Source organism: Angustibacter sp. McL0619 (genome assembly GCF_049994355.1).
Classification (GTDB): Bacteria; Actinomycetota; Actinomycetes; order Actinomycetales; family Angustibacteraceae; genus Angustibacter.
The window spans coordinates 4,127,821-4,149,594 of record NZ_CP188257.1 but is presented as its reverse complement, the minus strand read 5'-3'; the positions used below and the strand labels follow the sequence as shown (position 1 = coordinate 4,149,594).

At 70.7% G+C, this 21,774-nt stretch carries 25 protein-coding genes and 1 tRNA gene; 15 read left to right on the top strand and 11 right to left on the bottom strand.

Features of this window, described 5'->3' with window-relative positions; genetic code table 11:
* Nucleotides 1–3 precede the first annotated feature (3 nt).
* On the bottom strand, nucleotides 4–714 hold the full coding sequence (locus ACPPVT_RS19415; RefSeq protein WP_426563175.1) for a sirohydrochlorin chelatase: 711 nt from the start codon (nucleotides 712–714) through the stop codon (nucleotides 4–6).
* 96 nt (nucleotides 715–810) lie between these two features.
* On the opposite strand from ACPPVT_RS19415, the gene ACPPVT_RS19410 reads away from it, so the two are divergent.
* Together ACPPVT_RS19410 and ACPPVT_RS19405 are read left to right on the top strand one after the other, a co-directional pair.
* Nucleotides 811–993: a hypothetical protein gene (locus ACPPVT_RS19410; RefSeq protein ID WP_426563173.1), complete on the top strand. Its 183-nt coding sequence runs from the start codon at nucleotides 811–813 to the stop codon at nucleotides 991–993.
* A 107-nt stretch (nucleotides 994–1,100) separates the two neighbouring features.
* Complete coding sequence (locus tag ACPPVT_RS19405; RefSeq protein ID WP_426563171.1) at nucleotides 1,101–1,685, top strand: dienelactone hydrolase family protein; 585 nt, start codon at nucleotides 1,101–1,103, stop codon at nucleotides 1,683–1,685.
* A gap of 5 nt (nucleotides 1,686–1,690) precedes the next feature.
* Here the strand turns inward: ACPPVT_RS19405 and ACPPVT_RS19400 are convergent, their stop codons facing one another.
* Genes ACPPVT_RS19400 through ACPPVT_RS19390 form a run of 3 tightly spaced genes read right to left on the bottom strand, consistent with a single transcriptional unit; the run spans nucleotide 1,691 to nucleotide 4,817 of the window.
* Nucleotides 1,691–2,515 carry a serine/threonine protein kinase gene (locus tag ACPPVT_RS19400; RefSeq protein ID WP_426563169.1) on the bottom strand — a complete coding sequence of 275 codons (825 nt, stop codon included), beginning with the start codon at nucleotides 2,513–2,515 and terminating at the stop codon, nucleotides 1,691–1,693.
* On the bottom strand, nucleotides 2,512–3,555 hold the full coding sequence (locus ACPPVT_RS19395) for an adenosine deaminase (protein ID WP_426563168.1): 1,044 nt from the start codon (nucleotides 3,553–3,555) through the stop codon (nucleotides 2,512–2,514). Before ACPPVT_RS19395 ends, ACPPVT_RS19400 begins: the two co-directional genes overlap by 4 nt.
* Before the next feature lie 8 nt (nucleotides 3,556–3,563).
* Nucleotides 3,564–4,817 (bottom strand): pyridoxal phosphate-dependent aminotransferase, encoded by a 1,254-nt coding sequence (locus ACPPVT_RS19390; RefSeq protein WP_426563166.1) that lies wholly within the window; start codon nucleotides 4,815–4,817, stop codon nucleotides 3,564–3,566.
* A 224-nt stretch (nucleotides 4,818–5,041) separates the two neighbouring features.
* On the opposite strand from ACPPVT_RS19390, the gene ACPPVT_RS19385 reads away from it, so the two are divergent.
* The 5 genes from ACPPVT_RS19385 to rplA all read left to right on the top strand — a co-directional run bounded on the left by ACPPVT_RS19385 (nucleotide 5,042) and on the right by rplA (nucleotide 7,744).
* Nucleotides 5,042–5,114, top strand: a tRNA-Trp gene (locus tag ACPPVT_RS19385).
* 138 nt (nucleotides 5,115–5,252) lie between these two features.
* Nucleotides 5,253–5,519, top strand: a complete 267-nt coding sequence (gene secE, locus ACPPVT_RS19380; RefSeq protein ID WP_426563164.1) for a preprotein translocase subunit SecE — start codon at nucleotides 5,253–5,255, stop codon at nucleotides 5,517–5,519.
* A gap of 104 nt (nucleotides 5,520–5,623) precedes the next feature.
* Nucleotides 5,624–6,412, top strand: a complete 789-nt coding sequence (gene nusG, locus ACPPVT_RS19375; protein WP_426563162.1) for a transcription termination/antitermination protein NusG — start codon at nucleotides 5,624–5,626, stop codon at nucleotides 6,410–6,412.
* 76 nt (nucleotides 6,413–6,488) lie between these two features.
* Complete coding sequence (gene rplK, locus ACPPVT_RS19370) at nucleotides 6,489–6,920, top strand: 50S ribosomal protein L11 (RefSeq protein ID WP_426563160.1); 432 nt, start codon at nucleotides 6,489–6,491, stop codon at nucleotides 6,918–6,920.
* 101 nt (nucleotides 6,921–7,021) lie between these two features.
* Entirely contained in the window at nucleotides 7,022–7,744 is a 723-nt protein-coding gene (gene rplA / locus ACPPVT_RS19365; RefSeq protein WP_426563158.1) for a 50S ribosomal protein L1, read from the top strand.
* 128 nt (nucleotides 7,745–7,872) lie between these two features.
* Here rplA and ACPPVT_RS19360 read toward each other — a convergent pair whose 3' ends face one another.
* Complete coding sequence (locus tag ACPPVT_RS19360) at nucleotides 7,873–8,334, bottom strand: hypothetical protein (RefSeq protein WP_426563156.1); 462 nt, start codon at nucleotides 8,332–8,334, stop codon at nucleotides 7,873–7,875.
* Entirely contained in the window at nucleotides 8,325–8,912 is a 588-nt protein-coding gene (locus ACPPVT_RS19355) for a helix-turn-helix domain-containing protein (protein WP_426563154.1), read from the bottom strand. Before ACPPVT_RS19355 ends, ACPPVT_RS19360 begins: the two co-directional genes overlap by 10 nt.
* Before the next feature lie 165 nt (nucleotides 8,913–9,077).
* Between ACPPVT_RS19355 and ACPPVT_RS19350 the strand changes: the two genes are divergently transcribed.
* Entirely contained in the window at nucleotides 9,078–9,857 is a 780-nt protein-coding gene (locus tag ACPPVT_RS19350) for an FAD/NAD(P)-binding protein (protein WP_426563152.1), read from the top strand.
* 22 nt (nucleotides 9,858–9,879) lie between these two features.
* Here the strand turns inward: ACPPVT_RS19350 and ACPPVT_RS19345 are convergent, their stop codons facing one another.
* Entirely contained in the window at nucleotides 9,880–11,037 is a 1,158-nt protein-coding gene (locus ACPPVT_RS19345; protein WP_426563150.1) for a GNAT family N-acetyltransferase, read from the bottom strand.
* On the bottom strand, nucleotides 11,034–13,331 hold the full coding sequence (locus ACPPVT_RS19340; protein WP_426563148.1) for a putative bifunctional diguanylate cyclase/phosphodiesterase: 2,298 nt from the start codon (nucleotides 13,329–13,331) through the stop codon (nucleotides 11,034–11,036). The genes ACPPVT_RS19345 and ACPPVT_RS19340 overlap by 4 nt, the downstream gene beginning before the upstream one ends.
* Before the next feature lie 467 nt (nucleotides 13,332–13,798).
* Here ACPPVT_RS19340 and rplJ point away from each other — a divergent pair, with 467 nt between their 5' ends.
* The 3 genes from rplJ to ACPPVT_RS19325 all read left to right on the top strand — a co-directional run bounded on the left by rplJ (nucleotide 13,799) and on the right by ACPPVT_RS19325 (nucleotide 16,050).
* Nucleotides 13,799–14,323 carry a 50S ribosomal protein L10 gene (gene rplJ / locus ACPPVT_RS19335; RefSeq protein ID WP_426563146.1) on the top strand — a complete coding sequence of 175 codons (525 nt, stop codon included), beginning with the start codon at nucleotides 13,799–13,801 and terminating at the stop codon, nucleotides 14,321–14,323.
* Between the two features lie 81 nt (nucleotides 14,324–14,404).
* Nucleotides 14,405–14,788 carry a 50S ribosomal protein L7/L12 gene (gene rplL, locus ACPPVT_RS19330; protein ID WP_426563144.1) on the top strand — a complete coding sequence of 128 codons (384 nt, stop codon included), beginning with the start codon at nucleotides 14,405–14,407 and terminating at the stop codon, nucleotides 14,786–14,788.
* Nucleotides 14,789–15,033: 245 nt separating this feature from the next.
* A complete protein-coding gene (locus ACPPVT_RS19325; RefSeq protein ID WP_426563142.1) occupies nucleotides 15,034–16,050 on the top strand; it encodes a ketopantoate reductase family protein in 1,017 nt (338 codons plus the stop codon).
* A gap of 6 nt (nucleotides 16,051–16,056) precedes the next feature.
* On the opposite strand, the gene ACPPVT_RS19320 is transcribed toward ACPPVT_RS19325, so the two are convergent.
* The 3 genes from ACPPVT_RS19320 to ACPPVT_RS19310 all read right to left on the bottom strand — a co-directional run bounded on the left by ACPPVT_RS19320 (nucleotide 16,057) and on the right by ACPPVT_RS19310 (nucleotide 18,011).
* Nucleotides 16,057–16,686: a mobile mystery protein B gene (locus ACPPVT_RS19320; RefSeq protein WP_426563140.1), complete on the bottom strand. Its 630-nt coding sequence runs from the start codon at nucleotides 16,684–16,686 to the stop codon at nucleotides 16,057–16,059.
* Nucleotides 16,676–17,158, bottom strand: a complete 483-nt coding sequence (locus tag ACPPVT_RS19315) for a mobile mystery protein A (protein ID WP_426563139.1) — start codon at nucleotides 17,156–17,158, stop codon at nucleotides 16,676–16,678. Before ACPPVT_RS19315 ends, ACPPVT_RS19320 begins: the two co-directional genes overlap by 11 nt.
* A gap of 193 nt (nucleotides 17,159–17,351) precedes the next feature.
* Nucleotides 17,352–18,011, bottom strand: coding sequence for a TetR/AcrR family transcriptional regulator C-terminal domain-containing protein (locus ACPPVT_RS19310; protein WP_426563137.1), 660 nt, complete (start codon nucleotides 18,009–18,011; stop codon nucleotides 17,352–17,354).
* 92 nt (nucleotides 18,012–18,103) lie between these two features.
* Here ACPPVT_RS19310 and ACPPVT_RS19305 point away from each other — a divergent pair, with 92 nt between their 5' ends.
* The 4 genes from ACPPVT_RS19305 (at nucleotide 18,104) to ACPPVT_RS19290 (ending at nucleotide 21,772) form a co-directional block, all read left to right on the top strand.
* Complete coding sequence (locus ACPPVT_RS19305) at nucleotides 18,104–19,105, top strand: NAD(P)-dependent alcohol dehydrogenase (RefSeq protein ID WP_426563135.1); 1,002 nt, start codon at nucleotides 18,104–18,106, stop codon at nucleotides 19,103–19,105.
* Between the two features lie 80 nt (nucleotides 19,106–19,185).
* On the top strand, nucleotides 19,186–20,157 hold the full coding sequence (locus tag ACPPVT_RS19300) for an ABC transporter ATP-binding protein (RefSeq protein ID WP_426563133.1): 972 nt from the start codon (nucleotides 19,186–19,188) through the stop codon (nucleotides 20,155–20,157).
* A gap of 20 nt (nucleotides 20,158–20,177) precedes the next feature.
* Nucleotides 20,178–20,927 (top strand): MlaE family ABC transporter permease, encoded by a 750-nt coding sequence (locus ACPPVT_RS19295; protein WP_426567208.1) that lies wholly within the window; start codon nucleotides 20,178–20,180, stop codon nucleotides 20,925–20,927.
* Between the two features lie 5 nt (nucleotides 20,928–20,932).
* Entirely contained in the window at nucleotides 20,933–21,772 is an 840-nt protein-coding gene (locus ACPPVT_RS19290) for an MlaE family ABC transporter permease (RefSeq protein ID WP_426563131.1), read from the top strand.
* Nucleotides 21,773–21,774 lie beyond the last annotated feature (2 nt).

The following is a 21,774-nucleotide window of genomic DNA, read 5'->3' as shown; positions in this document are numbered from 1 at the left end:
GGCTCAGCGGCGCAAGGTCGCGCTCGCGGCGTCGTACCGGGCCAGCACCAGCTCGACCAGCCGAGCGTCGGGTGGCCCGTCGTTCGGCAGCAGCGGGTCGGTGACGACGTCCGCGCCGGCCTCGCCCAGCAGGCTGTGGAAGTGCCCGGGCGCGAGCAGGTACGACGCGACGGTGACCCGGCGACCTCCGTCGTCGGCTCGGCTGGCCGCCACCGCCTCGGCCACCGATGGTCGAGCCGCCGCCGCGTAACCGACGCTGACGGGCCCGGAGTGCTTGTGGCGCAGCGCTTCTGCCACCCTCTCGACAGCTCGTCCCGCCTGCGGGTCGCTCGAGCCGGCCGCCGCCAGCACGAGTGCGTCCTGGGGTGCGAGGCCGCGGCTGTGCAGTCGTTCGAGCAGCAGTGCGGTCAGCCGTTCGTCCGGGCCGAGCGCAGCGGCCGCGACCGCGTCGCGTCCAGCGACGGCACGCGCTACGTCGACCTCGACGTGGTACCCGATGGACAGCAGCAGTGGCACGACGACCGCGGCCCGGCCGAGGTCGGTGATCTCCCGGACGACGTCCGCCACCTCCGGCTGCTGGACGTCGACGAACGCCTCGCGAACCTCTTGGCCAGGTCGCGCGGCAGCCACCGCCGATACCAGAGAGCGCACCGCCCGCCGCCCGTCCAGGTCGCGGGTGCCGTGCGAGCAGGCGACCAGGACGGGTGTGCGCATCCGCCCATTCTGACGGTCGGCGCCCACCGAAGCCTCAAGCGCCAGGCGTTCTGGTCGATCCAGAAGACAGCGAAACCCACACGGAGCGGAAACGACATGGACCTCACCACCTACGTCACAGAGCTCACTGCCGGCCTGATCGGTGCGACGGCCTTCGCCGCAGCGGTCCGCCAGACCGGTCAGACGTCGGACGCCGTACGCGTCCTCGTCCCGATCGCAGGGCACAACGAGGCCGCCGCCGAGGCGTTGTCCCGGCTCGCGCCGGGCCTTCGCCGCTGACCTGCGCACCTGCGCTGCTGACCTGCGCTGCTGACCCGCGCTGCTGACCTGCGGGTGAGCTCGGCCGCCTGACCCCGACTGTCGGTGGTGGGTGCTCTGCTGTCGCCATGACACAGATCGTTCTCTTCCACTCAGTTCTCGGCGTGCGCCCCGGCGTTCTGGATGCCGCCGAGCGCCTTCGCGCCGATGGGCACGACGTCCTGGTGCCCGACCTGTACGACGGCAAGGTCTTCGACGACTACGACCCCGCGATGGCCTTCCAGGACGAGCTCGGCGACGAGCTCTGGGGGCGGGCGCTGCAGGCTGTGGCCGATCTGCCCGACGGCTTCGTCACCGCCGGCTTCTCGGCCGGCGGCGGGCGTGCCGTCTTCGTGGCGACCCGGCGACCGGTGTCCGGCGTGCTCCTGTTCGCCGAAGCCACCTTGGTCGAGTGGTTCGGCGACGACGTGCGCTGGCCGCAGGGCGTGCCCGCCCAGGTGCACTTCACCCTCGGCGACCCCTGGCGAGAGCAGCCGGTCGTCGAGCAGTTCGTCAAGGACGTGCAGGCGTCCGGCGGCCGGGTCGACGTCTACGACTACCCGGGGGAGGGCCACCTGTTCACCGACCCTTCGCTGCCGAAGGAGTACGACGCCGAGTCCGCCGAGTTGGCCTGGTCCCGGGCGCTCGCCTTCCTGCGCGGCCTTGAGGTCTGAGCCGCTCAGCTCGCAGCGCGCCAGGCCGCGACCAGGTCGCGGACGCACTGGTACCGGGCAGCCGGCTCAGGCTGGGTCGCCCGCGCGATGACGCCGAGCTCGGCCTGGGTTCCCCGCCAGGCCGACTCGGTGTCGCCGGCGTCCATCAGCAGCCTGGCCACCCGGCCCAGCCGGTACACGGTCGTGCGACGGTCGACGACCTGGCCGGTTCCGAGCTCCTCGGGCGCGAAGAAGCGCCTCGACCCCGGCAGCTGTTCGTGTGTCACGAACGGGCCCGGTCGGTACTCGTCCGCGTCGATGACGTGCAGCGCGCCGGCATCCCAGTCGTACAGGAAGCATCCGTCGTACAGGTCCACCGCGACTAGGCCGGCCTCGTCCACGACCTGGTGCACGTCGAGCACCGTGTCGACGGCGCGCCGGACCGCGTCCAGTGGCAGACGGCGAAATCGGGCCATCGGGCTGCCCGGGTCGGACCGCGGTTGCGACGTCGGGACGCCGTCCGGGCCGACCGTCGCGTGGTACAGCACGTCCCCGTCCACCCACGGGTAGACCAGCACAGGGCCTTCGCTGTCCGCGAGCACCTGCGTCGGCGCGACCAGCGCCGGGTGCCGCACGGCGGTGTGCACCTGGACGGCGCGACGCAGTGACTCGGCTCCGGTCGCCGTCCGGGCGACCTTGACGAAGCAGCCGACGCCGTCGGCTCCGCGCACGCCGTACGACACGCAGCCGGAGTCCTGCTGGTCGAAGACCCGGAACACCGCGCCCAGCCGGCTGACCACCTCCGGGACCGGCCGACTCACCACCGGTCTGCTCACGACGGGGTCGCTCATGGCACGTCGCTCGCCAGCCACGCGTCGACATCAGCCAGCAGCTGCCGCTTGATGCCCTGCGGAGCCCGCGACCCTCGGACCGAGAACCGCGCCAGCTCGGCCAGTTCCGCGTCGTCCAGCCCGTGCACCTCGCGCGCGATCCGGTACTGGTCGGTGAGCCGGGTGCCGAACAGCAGCGGGTCGTCGGCGCCGAGCGCCAGGTGCGCGCCGGCGTCCAGCAGGGCGCGCAACGGCACCGCCTCGGCCTCCGGGTACACGCCCAGCGCCACGTTCGACCCCGGGCAGACCTCGAGCGTGATCCCGCGCTCGACGACCTGATCGAGCACGCGCGGGTCCTCTGCGCTGCGTACGCCGTGGCCGATCCGGTCCGGCCGCAGCGCGTCCAGGGTGACCTGCACGTGGTCGGGTCCCAGCAGCTCGCCGCTGTGCGGGACGCAGGCCAGTCCGGCCCGCCGGGCGATCCGGAAGGCAGCCGCGAAGTCCTCGGTGCGCCCACGTCGCTCGTCGTTGCTCAGGCCGAAGCCCACCACCTCGCCGACGCCCTCGCCGGCGTACCGGGCGGCGAGGCGGGCCAGGGTGCGGGCGTCCAGCGGGTGCCGGATCCGGCTCGCCGCGACGACGACGGAGATGCCCACCCCGGTCTGCGCACTCGCGTCCCGGACCGCGTCCAGCACCAGCTCCAGCGTCGGGGTCAACCCGCCCAGGTGCACCGCGTACGAGGTCGGGTCGACCTGGATCTCCAGCCACCGCGAGCCGTCCCGCGCGTCGTCCTGGGCGGCCTCCAGCACCAACCGACGGACGTCGGACTCGGTCCGCACGCACGAGCGGGCGATGTCGTACAGGCGCTGGAAGCGGAACCAGCCCTTCTCGTCGGTGGCGTGAAGCTCCGGCGGCTGCCCGCTGGTCAGTGCGTCCGGCAGGTGGATGCCGTGCTGGTGCGCCAGGTCGATGACCGTTGCCGGGCGCATCGACCCGGTGAAGTGCAGGTGCAGGTGCGCCTTGGGCAGGGCGTGCAGGTCCCGCCCGGCCGGCTGACCCACCGCCGGGCTCAGCGCCCCTCGGCGAGCAGCTTCTGGATCCGGCCCACTCCCTCGGCGAGGTCGGCGTCGCCGAGCGCGTAGGACAGCCGTAGGTACCCGCTCGGGCCGAACGCCTCGCCGGGCACCACCGCGACCTCGACCTCCTCGAGGATCAGCTCGGCCAGCTCGACCGACGTGCCGGGGGTGCGCCCGCGGATCGTGCGCCCGAGCACGCCCTCGACCGACGGGTAGGCGTAGAACGCACCCTGCGGCACCGGGCAGTGCACGCCGTCGATGTCGTTGAGCATCGAGACCATGGTGCGTCGACGCCGGTCGAACGCCTCACGCATCGTCGCCACCGCGGCAAGGTCACCGGTCAGTGCCGCGATCGCAGCATGCTGCGAGACGTTGGCCACGTTCGAGGTCGCGTGCGACTGCAGGTTGGTGGCGGCCTTGACGACGTCGCGCGGGCCGAGCATCCAACCGACCCGCCAGCCGGTCATCGCGTAGGTCTTCGCGACGCCGTTGAGCACCACGCAGGTCTCGGCCAGCTCGGGCACCTCGACGGGCATCGACGCGGCGCGCACCCCGTCGTAGACCAGGTGCTCGTAGATCTCGTCGGTGACCACCCAGATGCCGTGCTCGAGCGCCCACTCGCCGATCGCGCGGACCTGCTCGGGCGAGTACACCGCGCCGGTCGGGTTGGACGGCGAGCAGAACAGCAGCACCTTGGTGCGCTCGGTGCGGGCGGCCTCGAGCTGGTCGAGCGAGACCAGGTAGCCGGCGTCGGTACCGGCGAAGACGTCGACCGGCACGCCGCCGGCCAGCCTGATCGCCTCGGGGTAGGTCGTCCAGTACGGCGTCGGCAGCAGCACCTCGTCGCCGGGGTCGAGCAGCGTGGCGAAGGCCTGGTAGACGGCCTGCTTGCCACCGTTGGTCACCAGCACCTGGTCGGGCTTGACCTGGTAGCCGCTGTCGCGTGCGGTCTTGGCCGCGATCGCCGCCTTGAGGTCCGGCAGGCCGCCGGCCGGCGTGTAGCGGTGGTTGCTCGGCACCCTGGAGGCCTCGATGGCCGCCTCGACGATGTAGTCCGGCGTCGGGAAGTCGGGCTCGCCGGCACCGAAACCGATGACCGGGCGTCCCTCGGCCTTCAGCGCCTTCGCCTTCGCATCGACGGCGAGCGTCGCGGACTCCGCGATCGCGCCGATCCGCAGGGACACCCGTCGTTGGACGGTGGCTGCGGAGCTCTTGGGGTGGGTGGTGGACGTCGTCGGCTCGCTCACCCTGCCATCCTCCCACCGGTGCCCCGGTCGGCGTCGACCCGGTTCCGAGGTACGGACGCCCCCGGACGCGCACGCTGCGCCCGGCCCCGTGCCCGGCCCCGCGCTCGGTTCGACCCGGTGACGTTCCCTCGCGTACACTTCCGTGCGGTGGTTGACGACCGCCATGCTGTCGCCTGCCCACGGTTCGCTCAGGGTGGTGGCGGCGTGACGTCGCAGCGACCTGAAGGGCAGTAGCTCAATTGGCAGAGCACCGGTCTCCAAAACCGGCGGTTGGGGGTTCAAGTCCCTCCTGCCCTGCGTTGCATCCCCCTAACGGGGGGTGGGCACCGACCCGCCGCGAGGCGGCGGGGCCGCATCGACAGGTGCGACTCCGGCCCCGGGGCGCCTGATGCGCCTTGCGGGTGTCTTCCTGCGAGCACCAGGTGATGAGGGACAGTGAGCCAGACCAGCACCGGCGACATGGGTCGCAGCGGTGGGAAGTCCCCCACGCGCGGTCGGCGAGGGCCGTTCGCGCGGATGGCGCTGTTCTTCCGCCAGGTGATGTCCGAGCTGCGCAAGGTCGTCCGACCGACCCGCAACGAGCTGATCACGTACACCACGGTGTGCATGGTGTTCGTGGTGGCGGTCATGACGTTCGTCGCGTTGCTGGACGTCGGGCTCGGGGCGATCGTGGTCCGGGTGTTCGGCGGCAAGTCCGGCTGAGCGGCGGATCGGCGGCATCATCCAGCAGGGCCCAGCACGAGCGGCAGCGCGGCGAGACCAGCACGAACAGCACGCACGACTGACGACAAGGAAGCAGGCACGACGTGTCCGACCAGACCGATCCGACGACGCAGACCCTCGGTGAGGACGCCCCTGACGGCGCCGCCGAGGTCGAGCTGTCCATCAGCGACGAGGCAGCCGACCCGGCCGCCCCCGTGGCGGACGACGCGTCGGACGAGAACGCCGCGTCGGCCGAGGTCGACCTGTCGGACCTGTCGGACCTGTCGGACGAGGACGACGACGTCGACCCGGTCGAGGAGTTCAAGGCCGGCCTGCGCCGCGCCCCCGGCGACTGGTTCGTCATCCACTCCTACGCGGGCTACGAGAACCGCGTGAAGACCAACCTCGAGACCCGCATCCAGAGCCTGACCATGGAGGACTTCATCTTCCAGGTCGAGGTGCCCATGGAGGAGGTCAACGAGGTCAAGAACGGTCAGCGCAAGCTCGTCCGCCGCGTGCGGATGCCCGGCTACGTGCTGGTCCGGATGGACCTCACCGACGAGTCCTGGGGCGCCGTCCGGCACACTCCGGGCGTCACGGGCTTCGTCGGCAACACCCACCAGCCGGTGCCGCTGAGCACCGACGAGGTGTTCTCCATGCTGGCGCCGACGCTGGACGTCAAGGAGAAGCCCGGCCAGAAGGCCGCCGCCCCGATCCGGGTCATCGACTTCGAGGTCGGCGAGTCCGTCACCGTCATGGAGGGGCCCTTCGAGACCCTGCCGGCGACGATCTCCGAGATCAGCGCCGACGCCCAGAAGCTCAAGGTGCTCGTGTCGATCTTCGGTCGCGAGACCCCCGTCGAGCTGTCGTTCAGCCAGGTCGCCAAGATCTGACGCCCGCCAGCTCCCACACACCCCGGCGTCGTCGTCCGACTGCGCCGAGAACCCGCACCACGTAAGGACCCGAGAAATGCCCCCCAAGAAGAAGGTCGCAGGCCTCATCAAGCTGCAGATCCAGGCCGGCGCCGCGACGCCGGCCCCGCCGGTCGGTCCGGCCCTGGGTCAGCACGGCGTGAACATCATGGAGTTCGTCAAGGCGTACAACGCCGCGACGGAGGCCCAGCGCGGCAACGTCATCCCGGTCGAGATCACCGTGTACGAGGACCGCTCGTTCACGTTCATCACCAAGACCCCGCCGGCCGCCGAGCTGATCAAGAAGGCCGCTGGCGTGCCCAAGGGCTCCGGTGAGCCGCACAAGACAAAGGTCGCCAAGCTCACCAACCAGCAGGTCCGCGAGATCGCGCAGTCCAAGATGGAGGACCTCAACGCGAACGACCTGGACGCCGCTGCGAAGATCATCGCCGGTACCGCTCGTTCGATGGGTATCACCGTCGAGGGCTGATCCAGCCCCCTCGCAGCACCTGCACCACACCAGGAAGTACGTGGCAGGGCCAGCGCTGGCCCGTCCCAACCACACCCCCACCCAGAACCAGGGAGCACCACATGAAGCGCAGCAAGGCCTACCGCTCGGCCGCCGAGAAGATCGACGCCGACAAGCTCTACGCACCGCTGGACGCCGTCCGCCTGGCCAAGGAGACGTCGTCCACCAAGTACGACGCGACCGTCGAGGTCGCCTTCCGGCTGGGCATCGACCCCCGCAAGGCCGATCAGATGGTGCGCGGCACCGTCAACCTGCCGCACGGCACCGGCAAGACCGCCCGGGTCCTGGTCTTCGCCACTGGTGACCGCGCCGAGCAGGCGACCGCCGCAGGCGCCGACTACGTCGGCAGCGACGACCTGCTCGAGAAGGTCCAGGGCGGCTGGCTCGACTTCGACTCCGTCGTCGCCACCCCCGACCTGATGGGCAAGGTCGGTCGTCTGGGCAAGGTGCTCGGCCCCCGCGGCCTGATGCCGAACCCGAAGACCGGCACCGTCACCATGGACGTCGCCAAGGCCGTCACCGAGATCAAGGGCGGCAAGATCGAGTTCCGCTCGGACAAGCACGCCAACCTGCACTTCATCATCGGCAAGACGTCGTTCAGCGAGCAGAACCTCGTGGAGAACTACGCCGCCGCTCTGGAGGAGGTGCTGCGGCTCAAGCCGTCGTCCGCCAAGGGCCGCTACCTGAGGAAGGCCACGGTCGCCACCACGATGGGCCCCGGCATCCCGGTCGACCCGAACCGCACGCGCAACGTGACCCTCGCCGACGAGGCCGAGTCCGCCTGACCCGACCTCTCGCCTTTCGAAGGGCACTTCCCGGCACGACCTGGCCGGCCCTGGCATCGGCGCGGTGAGTCCTGTACGAAAGCCCCCCTCTTCCGAGAAGAGGGGGGCTTTCGCGTGGACCGGGGCGCTCAGGTGCCGGTCTGGACGCGACCTCGGGCGGCTACGTAGAGGGTTTGGGCGGCGGCGCCGGCCGCGTTCGCAGCGGCGGTGGTGATGGGTTGGGCGTCGTAGCGTTGGCGGTTGCGCTCGCGGCGCATGCGGTCGTACTGCTGTGAGGCGGCGTTCTCCGGCGGAGTGTCGAAGATGGCGGCGAGGAAGCGGCCGAGGGCGTCGTGCTGACCGGGCCCGTGCTTGGTCCGGTAGCCGTAGCCGGCGAGCGTGGCTTCGCCGATGTCGTGGGCGGCGTCGTAGGCGAGGTTGTACTTGTTCTGGGCGTGGGTGACGTTGGGCACGTCAGCCAGCGCGGTGGTGGCCTGCTTGAGGAACAGCTCGCAGCGCTGCTCGTCGGCTGGCACCTGCTCGAGCCGACGAGCGGCGACCAGGGCGTCGACCCTGGCTTGCTGGGCGGGGGTCAGGGGCGTCACTGCCAAGGGAGCTCTCCGATGATGGGGACTGTGGGATGGGCGCGGACCTGGGTGAGGAACCCGGAGTGCTCGGCGAGCTCTTCCGGCGTCATGATCGTGGCATTGACCTCCCGGCCGACCTGGTCGCTGACGCGTTGGCAGGCGGCGTACACCTGGCTTGCGTCGAGGGTGCCGACGATCATGACGTCGATGTCGTTCGGTGCCTCTCCTGGCTCGCCGCGCAGCCGGGCGGCGAACGAGCCGAACAGGAACGCCGCCTCCACGCCCGCGATCTCGCGCAGCTCGGCAGCCAGAAGCGGCACCGGACCAGCTGAGACCAGCAGCAGGTCACGTACCGGCTGGGTGAGCGGCGAAGTCGGGTTGGGGCTGATGAGGCGGGCCTGTCCGACCTTGCGCTCGACCAGCAGCCCGACCTCGAGCAGTCTGGCCACCTCGCGGTGCACGGAGCCGTAGGCGAGTCCGGCTCGCTCGGCCAGTTCGTTCAGGTTCAGCTCATCGTCGCCGGACAGGAACAGCTCAGCGAGCAGGCGAGCCTGCCCGTCTGACCGGAACAGCGGGGCGATGATCGGCGGTGCAGTTCTCACAATATTGGATAGTAGTATCCATTATTGAGATAGCAAGAGCCTGGCGTTGCGAGATCGGCTCTTCATCCCCGTTCGGCCGCAGGTTCTGGTGAATGTCGGACACCCGTGTCCAGGATATGGCTTTGTCTATCGAGTCGATAGACAAAGCCATCGAGGGAATCAGGGATGACACAGCAGGCTGTCGCACCCGGGCAGGTCGCCGACATCGCGGTGGTCGGCGCCGGCCCGGCCGGGTCACTGGTCGTCGTCCAGCTGCTGCGGGCCATGCGCCGTGATCGGCGGCGCGGCAGCATCGTGCTCGTCGACCCCGCAGCCGCCGACGGGGGCGGGGTCGCGTTCAGCACGGCGGATGAGCGCCACCTGCTCAACGTCCGGGTCGCCGGCCTCGACGCGCACCCGGACGAGCCCGGCCACTTCCTGGCCTGGGCCAGGGCGCACGTCGCCGCCGACGTCGGGCCGGGTGACTTCCTGCCCCGCTCGGCCTACGGCGACTACCTGAGGCAGACGCTGCAGGCCGAGCTGGGCGAGGCGCCACCGGGCGTGCGGGTGAGCCGACGGCACGCCCGCGTGCGGCGCCTCGCCGTCCACGACGCCACCACCCCGGTCACCCTCGAGCTCGACGACGGGTCGGCCGTCACCGCGCGCCGGGTGGTGCTGGCCACCGGCGCCGCCGCGACGAGCGACGTGGTCGTCACCATGTGGGAGGCGCTGGACGCCGTGGTCGAGGAGCGCTGGGCGGAGGCGGTCCGCTCGCTGCGGCTGCTCGGTCCCTGGCTGAGCCAGCTTGGTGGCAGCGCGGCGCAGCGCGAGATCGTCGAGGACACCCTGCTCGACGCGCTGGTCCACGCCGGTCGGTGCGAGGAGGCCAGGCTGCTGCTCACCAAGCGGCTGGACCGCCGCCAGTCCGCCCTCGACCGTCGCCGGCTGGCCGCGATCCCGGCCTGACGCGGAGCCGGCTGGACCGCGCTCAGTCCTGGACGGCGGGGACGGCCGGGCCGGCGATCGCGGCGCGCAGCAACGTCGTCGGCACCGCCCCGTTGGCGGCCAGCAAGGTCTCGGACGCGACCGAGCTGACCCAGTCCAGGGTGTCCAGGCCGGAGTCGTCCAGCATCCGCTGCAGCACCTCGGTCTCCAGCACTCGGCCGGGGGAGTAGCGGGCGAACCGGCTGGCCAGGATCCCTTCCAGGACCCGGTAGGTGCGGCCGTCCAGCAGGCCAACGACGTGCGCCGCGAGCTCGTCGTCGATGCGCAGGGTCGCGACCTCGAGGCACCCAGCCTCGGCCAGCGCGGTGAGCCGGCCGCGGTGCAGGACGACCTCGTGCGGGTCGTCCAGCCTGCTGATTCGTCCCTGGTCGTGGTCGCGGTCGCGGTGCAGCCGTTCCAGGTCTGGCAGCAGGGCGCGGATCTCGGCGAGGTCGGCGGTGAACCGGAGAGTCGTCCGTCGTCCGTCGGTGTTCGTCCGGTTGGCCGCCTTGCGCAGGGTGCGACGCATCGAGGCGCTCAGGTAGTCCTCCGCGAGCGGGCTGTCCCGGCGCTCGATCGTCGGCACCGCGCAGGCCGCCACCAGCTCAGCGCCGGGCATGCCGGCGGCGACGTCGAGCAGGTCCGCGCCGCCCGGGGCAACGGGACCAAGCGCGGTCAGCACCGGTCGGCCGCGGCCCTTCAGGGCCTCCCAGTACGCGTGGCCGAGCAGTCGCGCGGCAGGGGCGTCGTCGGCCAGGACGGCACTGCAGTGGCCGGCCGAGCTGCCGGCGAGCTGGACGACGTCCACCAGCCGGTGCGGGCTGCGGCCCGGGTCCGAGCCGTCCAGCACGCGGGCCAGCCGCTGCTCGTCGAGCAGCACCATGGCGGCCCGCAGCTCGTGGTCCTGGTCGTGTACAGCGACGGCCCACACCCTGCTGCCGAGGGCTCGCGCGGTCGGCGCGAGCCAGGCCGAGCGTGACGTCGCGCCGGCACCGCACCGGTCGGCGAGCGCGTCGAGCTGGGCACCGAACAAGGTGTCCAGCTGCTCGCCGACCAGGACGACTGAGCGCAGCGCGGACCGCGGGCTGGTGCCGGGCGCAGGCTGCGCCAACCGGCTCGAGGCGCGTCCGGGCGCGGTGGTGGTGCGCGGTTCGGCGGTCACGGCGCGCTCTGGATCACTGCGCTGTCGGCCGGCGGGGCAGGGATCACGCGATCGTCCAGCCACTGCTCGAGCTCGGCGGGTGGCAGCGCCCGCGAGAAGTAGAAGCCCTGGGACTCGTCGCAGCCGCAGGCCGCCAGCTCCAGCGCGGTGGCGGCGTCCTCGACGCCTTCGGCAACCATCGTCATGCCGAGCGAGTGCGCCAGCGCGATGGTGGAGCGGACGATCGCGGCGGCTCGGGTGTCCTCCGACATCGGCAGCACGAAGGAGCGGTCGAGCTTGAGCTGGTCGATCGGCAGTTCGCGCAGGTAGGTCAGGGACGAGTAGCCGGTGCCGAAGTCGTCCACGGAGACCCGGATGCCCAGGCTGCGCAGCTCGGTCAGGATCGACCGGGCGCGCTCGCGGTCGCCCATCAGGAAGTCCTCGGTGATCTCCAGCTCGAGGGACTCCGGGGGCAGACCGCGGCAGGCCAGGATCTGCGCCACCCGTTGCGGCAGCTCGACATCGACGAGCGAGGACGCCGACAGGTTGACCGCCACGGCGAGCGTCCGGCCGCGGTCGCGCCAGTCCTTCACCTGGTCCAGCGACTGCACGAGAACGGCCGTGGTCAGGTCACGCATCAGTCCGGACTGCTCGGCCAGCGGCAGGAACGAGTCCGGCAGCAGCAGGCCCTTGGTCGGGTGCGCCCAGCGCACCAGCGCCTCGACGCCGTCCACCCGTAGCGACTTCGAGTCGACCTTGGGCTGGTAGAAGACCGACAGCCCGCCCCCGAGCACGGCCTCACGCAGCTCTTCGAGCAGCCGCAGGCGGTCCTGGCCGCCGTTGAGGTCGCCGTCGCTGTTGTACGACGAGTGCCCGGTGCGCGCGGACTTCGCCTGGTACATCGCGACGTCCGCCGCTCTGAGCAGGCCCGCGACCTCCCGCCCGTGGGCCGGGAAGTGCGAGATCCCCACGCTGGCGTCGACCCGGACGGTGACGCCCTCCACCGTGAACGGCGGCTCCAGTACCGCGTGCACGCGCTCGGCGACGTGCTCGGCCGCCACCTTCACCGTCTCGCTCGCGCCGTCCGGCAGGGACAGGTAGATGGCGAACTCGTCGCCACCGAGCCTGGCGAGCAGGTCGTCGTTGCCGTGCAGGACGTTGGCCAGCCGGCCGGCCACCTGGCAGAGCAGGTCGTCGCCGGCGTGGTGGCCCAGACTGTCGTTGACCTCCTTGAAGCGGTCGAGGTCCAGCAGCAGCAGCGCCCCGGCGGGGGGCGCGCCCAGACTGTGGGTTCTCGCCTCGACCTGCTCGTAGAAGGCGCGCCGGTTGCCCAGCCCGGTCAGCTCGTCGGTCAGGGCCAGCTGGCGGCTGTGCGCGAGTGCGCGCACCTCGCCGAAGGTCACGATGAGCCGGCCGATCGCCGCCATCACCGTGGCGGCGGCGAGACCGATGGCCACCGGGTGCAGCCGGTGCGCGTTCGCGAAGACCAGCAGGGCGACCGCGACCACGGTTGCCCCGACCGGTACGCCGAGCAGGACCCAGGAGGGCAGCGCCGCACCGGCCGGTCGCTTCGACCACCCGGGGGCGAAAGCCATCAGCAAGGTGGCCAGCACCCAGACCGCATCGTTGACGCCGCCCGGCTGGTACGTGCCGTTCGCGGCGTGGAACAGGTAGACGAGGTCGGCGACGACGAAGGCGGTCAGTCCGGCGACCAGGAACCACAGCCCGGCCGGCGGCCGCCAGTGGAAGAGAGCCAGCACGGCGGTCACGATGAGCAGCAGGACGACGTCCAGCAGCGGGTAGGCCAGCGTGGTGACCACGGCGGGCAGGCTGCCGCCGCCGGTGACCGCCAGGACGGGTCCGGCGATCGCGGCCATCACGGCGGCCACTGCGAGCCCGGCAACGATGCCGTCCAGCCAGAGGCTGACCGGCAGCTGGTTCGCGGCCTCACGCACGATCAGCAGCAGAGCGACGAACGCGAAGCCGTAGAAGGTCAGCCACAGCCCGTCGGCCGGTGACGGGAAGGGTTCGGGCGTCAGAGGCCGGATGTAGACGGTCCAGTAGACGTTGCCCATGCCGTACAGGGCGAGCCCGACGGCCAGTACCCGCCAGCTGCGGGTGTAGCTGCCGGCCGCCCGGGCCCGGGTCAGGCAGACCAGCGGGCTGAGCATGTAGGCGACGTTGTTCAGCCAACCGTCCAGGAAGAGGTTGTAGCCGGGGTTCTGCCGAACACCCGGCAGCGTGGAAACGGTGAAGGCCGCGTAGACCAGCACGACGACCGCGTAAAAGGTCGCCAGCGGCAGCCGTGAGGGCACAGGCCATCGCCGGTACCGCTGCATCGGTGCGCTCGTCATTCCTGCGTTGCCTTTCAAACGGAGTCCAACCCCCTGACGCCTTGTCGGTCCCCGCGGGAGGGCCCTTGAGAAGGCAGGGCCAAACAGGCGCCCGGACGGGTGGGGGAGGGCGCGCTGGATCGGCCATTCGGGTGAATTCGCCCTCGCGTTGCGCGTGGCGAGTGGCCGACCCGGCCCGATTTGGTCGGACGGCCTGCTCCCCGTATCCTGGAGGCTGCCCAAGACCGCTGGTCGACCGAATGCCTCCTGGCACGACGTCCGAAAGCCCGCTCCGGCGAGCGACCCGCGCAGGTGAACGTGTCGATCCTCGGACGACGACCCGGCCCCGTGCCGTGGTCCCAGCCCGTGACCGCCCCGTGCGCCTCGCGCCGGGGCGTTTTCCGTGTGCGGACCCGAGCAGCCGGCGCTTCACCCGTGGAAGGAGGCCCATGGCCAGGCCCGACAAGGCAGCCGCTGTCGCTGAGCTCACCGACAAGTTCCGTGAGTCCAACGCGGCCGTGCTGACCGAGTACCGCGGTCTCACCGTGGCCCAGCTGACCAAGCTGCGCAGCGCCATCCGTGAGCACGCTACGTACGCCGTGGTGAAGAACACCCTCACCGAGATCGCGGCGAAGGAGGCCGGTGTCTCGGCCTTCGACGGCCAGTACGCCGGCCCGACCGCGATCGCCTTCATCACCGGTGACCCGGTGGAGACGGCCAAGTCGATGCGGGACTTCGCCAAGGACCACCCCGCTCTCGTCATCCGTGGCGGCCTGCTTGACGGCAAGCCCCTCTCGGCCGACGAGGTCAAGCAGCTCGCGGACCTCGAGTCCCGCGAGGTGCTGCTGGCCAAGCTGGCCGGCGCCATGAAGGCCTCGATGTCCGGCGCTGCGGCCCTGTTCGCCGCCCCGCTGGCACAGACCGCTCGCGTGGTCGACGCCCTGCGTCAGAAGGTCGAGCAGGACCAGGGCTGATTGCCCGAAGCACCACCCCTCGGGCGAGCCCGCCCACACACGACCGCCCGCTCTCGGGCGAAGACAGGAAGGAACGCCGACATGGCGAAGCTCAGCACGGACGACCTGCTTGAGTCGTTCAAGGAGATGACCCTGATCGAGCTCTCCGAGTTCGTGAAGAAGTTCGAGGAGACCTTCGAGGTCACCGCTGCGGCTCCGGTCGCGGTCGCCGCTGCCGGTGGTGGCGCTGCCCCCGCCGAGGCCGAGGCCGAGCAGGACGAGTTCGACGTCGTCCTCGAGGCTGCTGGCGACAAGAAGATCCAGGTCATCAAGGAGGTGCGCGCCCTCACCTCCCTCGGCCTGAAGGAGGCCAAGGACCTCGTGGACGGCGCCCCCAAGGTCGTCCTGGAGAAGGTCGACAAGGCTGCTGCGGAGAAGGGCAAGGAGGCGCTCGAGGGCGCCGGAGCCACTGTCACCGTCAAGTGACCTCCCGCTCGGCGACTCGCTGAGCACCCTGAGCCAGGGCCGATCCGGTACGCCGGGTCGGCCCTGGCTCGCTTTTGCGCCGTGGCTTCCTGCTCGCGGCGCCTGTGCCTCCGTGGGTGGTGCGCGGATCGGTGTGGGCAGGACCGGGGTGATCACCCGTGGACAGCCCGCACCGATAGGCCGCACCCATCGGCGGGCGGACCATGGCGCACCGGCAGGATGGGCGGACCGACCCAGGAGGTGGCATGCGGTACGTCGTGATCGGCGCCGGCGCGATCGGTGGCGCGATCGCCGCCAGGCTGGCCCAGCAGCTCCGCGTACGGGTCGTGCTGGTGGCCCGCGGCGAACGAGCCGACATGATCGAGCACCTCGGGATCCACCTGCGGACGCCCGACCAGGACCTCGTCGTCGGCGTGGACGTCGCGCGCTCGCCTGCCGACGCGCGGCTGCGCCCGGATGACGTCCTGCTCGTCGCCACGAAGACCCAGCAGGTCGAGGCGGCGCTGCGCGAGTGGGTGGACGCCCCGGTGTTCGACGGCGAGCAGCTGGTCGGGACCGCACGCGAGCGGCTGCCGGTGCTGCTGGCGCTCAACGGTGTCGCGGCCGAGCAGATCGCCCAGCGGTACTTCGACCGGGTGTTCGGCGTGTGCGTGTGGCTGCCTTCGGTCAGCCTGCAGCCTGGCGAGGTGTTCGTCCGGATCGCACCACGGACTGGGGTGCTGATTGTCGGACCCGTGCCGGTCGGCCGCGAAGCGGACCCCCTGGACGCCGTCGCCGCGGATCTCGAGGCGGCGGACTTCGAGGTGCACGTGGTCGAGGACGTCATGCGCTGGAAGTACCGCAAGCTGTTGACGAACCTCGGCAATGCCGTGCAGGCGCTGGTCGGTCCCGGCGTCGAGGGCGCCGGCGCGGTCTCGGCTCGACTGCGCGAGGAGGGAGCCGCCGTGCTCGCGCAGGCCGGCATCGAGTACGCGAGTGCGCAGGAGGAGGACGACTGGCGCAGGGACCTGTTCGCGGACCAGGTCGTTCCCGGTGAGCCTGCGCTGATGGGTGGTTCGACCTGGCAGTCGCTGGCGCGAGGCAGCGACTCGAACGAGGCGGACTACCTCAACGGCGAGATCGCGGCGATCGCCCGGGCCCACGGTGGACACGCCCCGCTCAACGCCGCCGTCCAGGCGCTGGTGCGGCAGGCGACGTCCGGAGGCAAAGGACCCGGCTCCCTGACGCTCGGCGAGCTGCGGGCGGCGCTCAGCCTTCGCTGACGTGCCTCAGGATCGGACGAACTCGTTCAGAGGTCCGTAGTTCCCTCCGTCGGCAGCGTGCAGGGCGCTCATGTACCACCCTCGAGTCTGACCGGACTCGACGAGGCTTACCCGTCCCCAGGTAAATCGGTCGATGCCTGCTGACTGCAACAGCAGGTCGGTCATCGCGCGTGAGTGTCGGCCGTTGCCATTGGGGAACGGGTGGATCTGGACGAGGCGGTGATGGAACATGGCGCCGGCCTCGTCGACGGGCATAGTCGAATCGGGCGCGAACCAGTACCGGGCGTTCTCCATGAGGGAACGCACGTCCAATGCGACGCGGGTCGGGTCGACTCCGATGTTGCGCTCGGTCCGGCGATAGCGGCCAGCCCACCTCCACACCTCACCGAACGGGTCCTTGTGCAGGTCGCGAGCCACCAGATCGTCCAGTAGTTGTAGGGGTTCGAACCGCCGGCGCCACCTGCTCGAAGTGAGCGCGCGGCTGATGTTCTGCTGCTCGGCGGCATTGAGCTCGTCACGGGTGACGAGGTAGCTGGGAATGAGATCTTCGAGCTCGTCCGGAGTGAGCGGGGTGGCACCGGCAACCTCGAGAGCGTCAATGCCCTGGTGGTCGCGCGGGGCATTGCTAGTAGACATCCGCCCAGAGCCCGGGCTGGTCCCGCACCTCGCGGACCTGCTCACCGAACTGCTCGTCACTGACGGCACCCGAGACCTGCTGGTCTTCCAGAAGCATCGTGTGACCCACGGCCGCAAGCGTGGCGCCGACGACAGATGCGGCCTGGCGGTCGACCATCTCATCCAACGACTGCCGCGGAACCATGACGTAGACGAGGTCGCAACCCAGCGCTTCCGCTGCGCGCTCTAGGGAGCCCAGCGTGATGCGGTTGGCGCGTTCACCTGCCTCTAGCTTGATGACAGCGTTCGGACCGACCTCCATTCGGCGCCCGAGCTCGGCAGCGCTCATCCCGAGAGCCTCGCGCAGCGTACGGATCCAGCCCTCCCTCGGTCGCTGCGCCAACGGCAGCGCCGGACGCAACTGGTCGAAGCGACGGTCCAGCGCGGTGCGGGCACGCCCCCGCGCGCGTGGCGTACTCACGGTGCGGGCCACAACCATCACGTCCTCAGGTGTCGAGAAGATAACCAGAGGTAATCCTACGCTGAGTGGATCATAAGACACCTTCTTACTCTCTTTTTCACCCAATAAGAATAGTCATGACTTCGATTATCTTCGGGCTAGGTGGCCGGGCTGCCCGGCCGCAGGCGGTGTTCGCCAGCAAGGGGCGGCACGTGCGAGGGCTCGCTCAGGTCGCCCGCAGGGTCCGCTCGAGGCCGTCCAGGATGAGGTCGAGCCCGAACTCGAAGTCCTCGACTCGCCCCGAACGCATGACGTGGGTGATGACGCCGACCACGTGCGGGTACGTGGCCGCGTCCAGTGACCCTAGGACGTCGGCGGAGACCTGAGGCGCCGCGTCGGCCTCGAACGGCAGGCTGAGCTGCTGCAGGGTGAAGCCGTAGATGTGGCTGTCCAGGGCGTGCCAGGCGTCCAGCGCTCCCGGAATGGTGAAGCCGCCCTCCAGCAGCCGGCCGAGCGTCGCGTCGAGGTAGCGGGTCATGCCCAGCCCGATGTTGAAGCGCGACATGATCTGCATCGCGGCCCACGGGTGTGCGAGCAGGACCTCGTGCGCCGAGATGGCCCGGCGGCGCATGGCCGGCTGCCAGGGGGTGCCGGTCCGGGGCACGTCGATGTCGCCGAGCACGAGGTCGACCATGCCGTCGAGGATGTCGTCCTTGCTCTTGACGTGGTTGTAGAGAGACATCGCCTCCACCCCGAGCTGCTGGCCGAGCCGGCGCATCGTCAACGCCCCCAGCCCGCTTTCATCGGCCAGCTCGATGGCGGCCCGCAGCACGCGCTCGCGGGTCAGCGCCGCTCGTCGCGGCGCCGGCGTCCGGTCGGTCGTCATGTTGCGTCCTCGTCGTCGGGGGTGGACAGCGTGCGTGAACCAGGCTACCTTACGACGTAAGCATACAACGTAAGTCAGATAGGGGAGTCATCATGACCACCGTCCAGAAGACCCAGATGCAGGCTGTCGTCCGCGATCGCTACGGCTCGGTCGAGAGCGTCGAGCTCCGTGACGTCCCTCGCCCGCAGGTCGCGGCCGACGAGGTCCTCGTCCGGGTGGTGGCGGCCGGGGTCGACCGCGGCGTCGTGCACGTGATGACGGGTCTGCCGTACCCGATCCGGCTGGCCGGCTACGGCGTGCGGGCACCCAAGAACCTCGTCCTCGGGTCGGACGTCGCGGGTGTGGTCGACCAGGTCGGCGCCGCGGTGACCCGGTTCCGTCCGGGCGACGAGGTGTTCGGCATCGCACAGGGCTCGTTCGCGCAGTACGCCAGCGCCAACGAGACCAAGCTCGCGCCCAAACCGGCCGGGCTGACCTTCGAGCAGGCCGCGGCATTGCCCGTCTCCGGCCTGACCGCGCTGCAGGCCGTGCGCGACCGCGCGCAGGTGCGGCCCGGCGCGCGCGTGCTGGTCATCGGCGCGTCCGGCGGCGTCGGCGGCTACGTCGTCCAGCTGGCCAAGGCGTTCGGCGGCGAGGTGACCGGCGTGTGCAGCGCCGCGAAGACCGACCTCGTCCGCTCGCTCGGCGCCGACCACGTCCTGGACTACCGCGTCGACGACTTCGCGGATGGCCAGCAGCAGTACGACGTCGTGCTGGACGTCGGCGGCAACTCCTCGCTGACCCGCCTGCGGCGGGCGCTGACCGGCACCGGGACGCTGGTCATCGTCGGTGGCGAGACGGACGGTCGCTGGCTCGGCGGCACCGACCGCCAGCTGCGCGCCCTGGTGCTGTCGCTGTTCGTCGGCCAGAAGCTGGGCACGTTCATCGCCAGCGAGAACCACGAGGACCTGCTCGCACTCAGCGAGCTCGTCGAAGCGGGCAAGGTCAGGCCCGCGCTCGACCGGACCTTCCCGCTGGCCGAGGCCGCCGCGGCCATCCGTCAGCTCCAGGACGGCCAGGTGCGCGGCAAGATCGTCCTGACGACCCGCCCGTAACCTCCGCTCCACCCGCTCGTTGAGCACGGTGCACCGCCCTGCGACCTGCAGGTGGTGCCCTCACCGGTGAGGGGTGGAACGTGGGAGTCGAGATCCGCGTCGAGGGACTGACCAAGTCCTTCGGTCCGCAGACCATCTGGCAGGACGTGTCGCTCACCCTGCCCGCGGGGGAGATCTCCGTCATGCTCGGGCCCTCCGGCACCGGCAAGTCGGTCTTCCTGAAGACCCTTGTCGGGCTGCTCAAGCCGGACCGCGGGTCGATCACCATCGAGGGCCAGGACGTCGTCACCCTGCGCGAGCACGACCTCTACGAGATCCGCAAGCTCTTCGGCGTGCTGTTCCAGGACGGCGCCCTGTTCGGCTCGATGAGCCTGTTCGACAACATCGCCTTCCCGCTGCGCGAGCACACCAGGAAGTCCGAGTCCGACATCCGCTCGCTCGTGCACGAGAAGATCGAGCTGGTCGGGCTGCAGGGCGCCGAGGCGAAGCTGCCCGGCGAGATCTCCGGCGGCATGCGCAAGCGGGCCGGCCTGGCCCGCGCGCTGGTCCTCGACCCCGAGATCATCCTGTTCGACGAGCCCGACTCCGGGCTGGACCCGGTGCGCACCGCGTACCTGAACCAGCTGATCGTCGACCTCAACGCGCAGATCGACGCCACGTTCCTGATCGTCACCCACGACATCAACACCGCTCGCACGGTGCCGGACAACATCGGCCTGCTCTACCACCGGCACCTGGCGATGTTCGGGCCCCGCGAGATGCTGCTCAGCAGCGAGGAGCCCGTCGTCCGGCAGTTCCTGAACGCCCAGCGGGTCGGTCCGATCGGGATGAGCGAGGAGAAGGACGCCGACGAGCTGGCCGCCGAGTCCGGCCAGGAGCTGCCCCCGCTGCCGCCGATCCCCGAGCAGCTCACGACGAGCTCCGGCGCCCTGCGCCGCCACCAGCGCGAGCCGGGCGCCTGGTGCCGGGACAACGGCGTCGTCCCGCCGCCCGGCTCCTTCGCCAACCTCGGCGCCGACCGGGCCCGCACCCGCGACGAGGTGGCCTCGTGAGCGACCCGGCGGTCGGTGCGATGCGACAGAGCGGGAACCTTTTCGCCCTCACCCTCGACGTGCTGCGCGCGCTGCCGCGCCGGCCCTTCCAGGGCAAGGAGTTCATCCAGCAGGCCTGGTTCATCGCCAGCGTCACGATCCTGCCGACCGCGTTGGTCTCCATCCCGTTCGGTGCGGTCATCGCCCTGCAGCTCGGCACGCTGACCCGCCAGCTCGGTGCGCAGTCCTACACCGGCGCCGCCTCGGTGCTGGCGATCATCCGCGAGGCCAGCCCGATCGTCACGGCACTGCTGATCGCGGGCGCAGGGGGCTCAGCGATCTGTGCGGACCTGGGATCACGCAAGATCCGGGAGGAGATCGACGCCATGGAGGTGCTCGGGATCAGCCCGATCCAGCGGCTGGTCGTGCCGCGGGTGCTCGCCTCGATGCTGGTCGCGCTGCTGCTCAACGGCCTGGTCTCGGTGGTCGGCGTCATCGGCGGCTACTTCTTCAACGTCGTCCTGCAGGGCGGGACGCCGGGCGCGTACCTCGCGTCGTTCACCGCCCTCGCGCAGGTGGCCGACCTGGGCTCCGGCGAGGTCAAGGCGCTGATCTTCGGTGCCATCGCGGCAATCGTCGCCTCCTACAAGGGGCTCACCGCCGGCGGCGGCCCGAAGGGGGTGGGCGACGCGGTCAACCAGTCCGTCGTCATCACCTTCATGCTGCTGTTCGTCGTCAACTTCGTCCTGACGGCCGTGTACTTCCAGGTCGTCCCGCAGAAGCTCGGGTGACGGCCATGGCAACCATCGGGACCAAGGTCGCAGACACCGCCCGCAAGCCGGTCGCAGGACTGGACAGCCTCGGCGGCCAGCTGCGCTTCTACGTGCGCTCGCTGGCCTGGACGCCGCGCACGCTGCGCCGCTACCGGAAGGAGGTCATGCGGCTGCTGGCCGAGGTGAGCCTCGGCACCGGCGCGCTGTCGGTCATCGGCGGCACCGTCGGCGTGATCACCTTTCTGGCGTTCTTCACCGGCACCGAGGTCGGCCTGCAGGGGTACAGCGCGCTGAACCAGCTGGGCACCGGCGCCTTCACCGGCTTCATCTCCGCCTACTTCAACACCCGCGAGATCGCCCCGCTGGTCGCCGGACTGGCGCTCGCCGCCACCGTCGGCTGCGGCTTCACCGCCCAGCTCGGTGCCATGCGGATCAGCGAGGAGGTGGACGCCCTCGAGGTGATGGGCCTGCCGAGCGTTCCGTTCCTGGTGACCACCCGGATGATCGCCGGCTTCGTCGCGGTCATGCCGCTGTACGTGGTCGGGCTGCTGTCCTCGTACTTCGCCACCCGGTTCATCACCACCGAGTACTTCGGCCAGTCCAAGGGCACCTACGACCACTACTTCCACCTGTTCCTGCCGCCGGGCGACGTGCTCTGGTCGTTCGGCAAGGTGCTGGTGTTCGCCGTCGTGATCATCCTGATCCACTGCTACTACGGCTACACCGCCAGCGGCGGCCCGGCCGGTGTCGGGGTGGCGGTCGGCAACGCCGTCCGGACGTCCATCGTGGCGATCAACATCATCGACTTCTTCCTGTCCCTGGCGATCTGGGGCGCCACCACGACCGTGCGGATCGCGGGGTAGCG